The organism is Acidovorax sp. LjRoot204, from assembly GCF_056175785.1.
The window spans coordinates 1-3,886 of record NZ_JBGFFF010000260.1 but is presented as its reverse complement, the minus strand read 5'-3'; the positions used below and the strand labels follow the sequence as shown (position 1 = coordinate 3,886).

Here is a 3,886-nt window from a genome sequence, read left to right as displayed (position 1 = left end):
ATCGCATCCGAGGTGAAGATCGCCAGATTGCGCAGCTGAATCGCCTGCTCGTTCACGCCGTCGTTGAGGGCACCCAGGGTTTTGACGATGGGTATCCGGACATCGATCACGTCCTTGAGCTCCGCGCGCTGGTTGGCTGACCGTACCAGGCCCACAGCCCCCAAAGCGACCAACAGAAGCACCATGACGGCAAATGCCACAGCCAGCCGGGTTGAAATCTTGAGCTGATTCATCCTTTTTCTCCTCTGTGTTGATCTTTTGCAGTTGGCAGCCACATTACCTGTGCACAGCCGATCTCACCAGCCCTATTTCGTCACTGCTGAGCAGGGCCTCGATGTCCATCACGATCAGCATGCGCTCGCCCAGGCTGGCAATGCCAGTGACAAAGGCCGGGTCCACATGGCCCTGCCGCTCGAACTGGGGCGTGGGCTTGATGAGGTCGGGAGTGAGCGAGACCACATCGGCCACCGCATCCACCACCGCGCCAATCACGGTAGAGCCGATGTCCAGAATGATCACCACGGTGAAGTCGGTGTAGCTGGCTTCAGGGCATTGCAGCTTCACCCGCAGATCCAGGATGGGCACGATGCGGCCGCGCAGATCGATCACGCCCTTGATGAAGTCGGGCGATTGCGCCAGGCGCGTGGGTCTCTCGTATGAGCGGATCTCCTGCACGCGCAGGATGTCAATGCCGTACTCCTCCGCACCCAGGCGGAAGGTCAGGAATTCACGAGCGGCTGCGGTGGGGCTTGGGGCCAGCGCGCGGTGCGCAGAGTGGGTGGCGGCAGGCGCAGCGGCGTCGGCAATAGCGGTCATGGCGCGGGCTTTCAGGCGGTTGGAACGGGAGGGTTGCGGACAGCGCCAGAACGCGACGAACGCAAAAGCTATCCAAAGCATAGCAGCGCACGGTTGCAAAATGTGACATTCGCGGGCAATCCCCCCCGCAATCCAAAGGGGACTCCCCCGGTCCGGGCGGGGGCAATTGGAGAGCTTGCTCCATTTCGCGCCCCGCCTTGGTGCGCAAAAACTGCTACCGTCGCACGACCCGCCTGCCTTGCCCGGCAGGCGCCCGTTTTGGAACGACGACTTGATGCCTCTCTTCTCCGACCGCAAATCCGCTGCCCCTGACCACATGCCACCGCCCAGCCTCCCCTTGCTGGCGCTGGAGCTGCGGGCCCCCTGGGAATTTGGCGCCGTGCTGCCCGCATGGCCCGTTCTGCAGCGCGCTCCACTGGGCGATGGCCACACGGTCATCGTGTTTCCGGGCCTGACAGCTGGCGACGCCACCACCCTGCCCCTGCGCCGCTACCTCGAATCGCGCAACTACAACCCGCTGGGCTGGGGCCAGGGCCTGAACCTGGGGCCGCGCGATGGCGTGCTGGAGAACGCCAAGGCCCAGCTGCAGCAAGCGGTGGATGCCAGCGGCAACAAGGTGAGCCTGGTGGGCTGGAGCCTGGGCGGCATCTACGCCCGCGAGCTGGCCAAGGAAATGCCCGACCTGGTGCGCTGCGTGGTGACCCTGGGCACACCCTTTGCCGGGCCCCACACGTCCACCAACGCATGGCGCATTTACCAGTTCGCCAGCGGCCGCAGCATCGAGCGCGAAACCGAGAACTACAACCTGCCCGAAGCACCCCCGGTGCCCACCACCAGCATCTACTCCCGCACCGATGGCGTGGTGGCATGGCGCGGCAGCATCCAGGCGCCCGCCGACCACAACCCCCACACCGAGAACATCGAGGTGGTGGCTAGCCACTTTGGCATCGGCCTGAACCCCAGTGCCTGGTGGGCCGTGGCCGACCGTCTGGGCCAGCCGCACGGGCCAGGCGTGGTGTGGCRGCCGTTCCAGCGCCCCCAGCTGCCAGGGCTGCATCTGGTGTATCCCAACCCGCACCGCTGACCGGCACGTGCAGCAGCGCATCCGACTACGCCGACGCGAAGCGCTCGCCCACAAAAAAGCACGCAGAAGGTAGCCCCCTCTGCGTGCTTTCTTGCTTTGCTTTTGATAGCCGTCAACGCATTTTCCACCTGCGCTTGCAGCCGTTTTGACCTGATTTCTTCACCCAGGGACCTGCGCAGCCCTGGTCAGAAGCTCTCCCAGTCGTCGTCGCTTCCCGCAGCCTTGGGTGCCGGGGCCGGGCTGGGCGCTGCAGGCTTGGCGGCGGGTGAGGCTGCCGGGCTGCTGGCCTTGGGCGCCGCCAGGCTGGCGGCGGATTTGCTGCCGGTCTTGGCGCTTTTGCCCAGGCTGGTGCTGCGGGCCGCGGCTTTGTAGCTGGGCGCTGCAATGGGGGTGCGGGTGGGGGCTGCCGTGTGGCGGTTCTGGCTGTAGCTGCTGTTCGTGCTGCTAGCGTCGAGCTTGAACACGGCCACGGCGTTGACCAGTTCTCCGGCCTGGGCGTTCAGCGCGCTGGCGGCCGCGGCCATTTCTTCCACCAGGGCGGCGTTTTGCTGGGTGGCCTGGTCCATTTGCGTGACGGCTTCTCCCACTTGGCCTACGCCTGCGCTTTGTTCGCTGCTGGCGGCGCTGATCTCTCCCATGATGTCGGTCACTCGCCGGATGGCGCTGACGACTTCGGTCATGGTGGCTCCGGCCTTGTCGACCAGGGCGGTGCCTTGTTCCACGCGTTCCACGCTGGCGGTGATGAGGGCTTTGATTTCCTTGGCGGCTTCTGCGCTGCGTCCTGCCAGGTTGCGTACTTCTCCGGCCACCACGGCAAAGCCCCGGCCTTGTTCGCCGGCGCGGGCGGCTTCCACGGCTGCGTTGAGCGCCAGGATGTTGGTCTGGAAGGCGATGCCGTCGATGACGCTGATGATGTCTGCGATCTTGTTGCTGCTGGCGTTGATGCCTTTCATGGTCTCGACCACTTCGGCCACCACGTCTCCGCCTTGCACGGCCACGGTGCTGGCGCTCACGGCCAGCTGGTTGGCGGCTCGCGCGTTGTCGGCGTTCTGGCGCACGGTCGAGCCCAGCTCTTCCATCGAGGCGGCTGTTTCTTCCAGGGCCGAGGCCTGCTGTTCCGTGCGCGCGCTCAGGTCGTTGTTGCCCGAGGCGATTTGGGCGCTGGCTGAGGCCACGCCTTCGGCGTTCTGGCGCACCGAGCTGACGGTGTTGACCAGGCTTTGCTGCATGCGCTGCAGGGCGCTGAGCAGGTGGCCGGTTTCGTCCTTGGACTGCACGACGATCTGGCCGCTCAGGTCGCCACTGGCCACGCGGTCGGCCGCTTCCACCGCCTGCGCCAGGGGGCGGGTGATGGAGCGGATGATGGTGATGGCCAGAAAGATGGCGATGGMGATGGCCAGCGCACCCGCGATGAGCACATCGCGCTGCAGCGACACGGCGGCAGCTTCGGCGCGCGCGCCGGCGTCCACAGTTCTCTGCGATTGAAATTCAAACTGTTCGTCTATGGCGGCCATGTAGGCCCGCTGCGCAGGGCGCAGTTGCTCTTCCAGCAGCTTCAGGGCTTCGTCGCGCTGCCCTTGCTGGAGCGTCGTGAGGTATTGATCTCTCAGCTTCAAGAAATCACCGCGCCGCTGCTGCATGCGCGCCATCAGCTCCTTCCCCTTTTCAGAGGTGACCAATGCAGTCAGGGTTTTGTATTGCGCATCGACATCCGCCGCAGAAGCGGAAATCTGGTTTGTCGCCGATTTCACGATCGCATCCGAGGTGAAGATCGCCAGATTGCGCAGCTGAATCGCCTGCTCGTTCACGCCGTCGTTGAGGGCACCCAGGGTTTTGACGATGGGTATCCGGACATCGATCACGTCCTTGAGCTCCGCGCGCTGGTTGGCTGACCGTACCAGGCCCACAGCCCCCAAAGCGACCAACAGAAGCACCATGACGGCAAATGCCACAGCCAGCCGGGTTGAAATCTTGAGCTGATTCATC

4 protein-coding genes are annotated in these 3,886 nt (G+C 64.8%); 1 reads left to right on the top strand and 3 read right to left on the bottom strand.

The genetic code is table 11. The features are described 5' to 3' along the window. Positions 1–233, bottom strand: a 233-nt coding sequence (locus tag AC04MI_RS23995) for an MCP four helix bundle domain-containing protein (RefSeq protein WP_476498909.1), incomplete at its 3' end; no start/stop codon positions are given. Positions 234–276: 43 nt separating this feature from the next. Beyond that, complete coding sequence (locus AC04MI_RS23990) at positions 277–816, bottom strand: chemotaxis protein CheW (protein WP_436078543.1); 540 nt, start codon at positions 814–816, stop codon at positions 277–279. Between the two features lie 274 nt (positions 817–1,090). Here AC04MI_RS23990 and AC04MI_RS23985 point away from each other — a divergent pair, with 274 nt between their 5' ends. Next, positions 1,091–1,900 carry an esterase/lipase family protein gene (locus AC04MI_RS23985; protein ID WP_476498908.1) on the top strand — a complete coding sequence of 270 codons (810 nt, stop codon included), beginning with the start codon at positions 1,091–1,093 and terminating at the stop codon, positions 1,898–1,900. Between the two features lie 185 nt (positions 1,901–2,085). Here AC04MI_RS23985 and AC04MI_RS23980 read toward each other — a convergent pair whose 3' ends face one another. Continuing rightward, positions 2,086–3,885 (bottom strand): methyl-accepting chemotaxis protein, encoded by a 1,800-nt coding sequence (locus AC04MI_RS23980; RefSeq protein WP_476498907.1) that lies wholly within the window; start codon positions 3,883–3,885, stop codon positions 2,086–2,088. Position 3,886 lies beyond the last annotated feature (1 nt).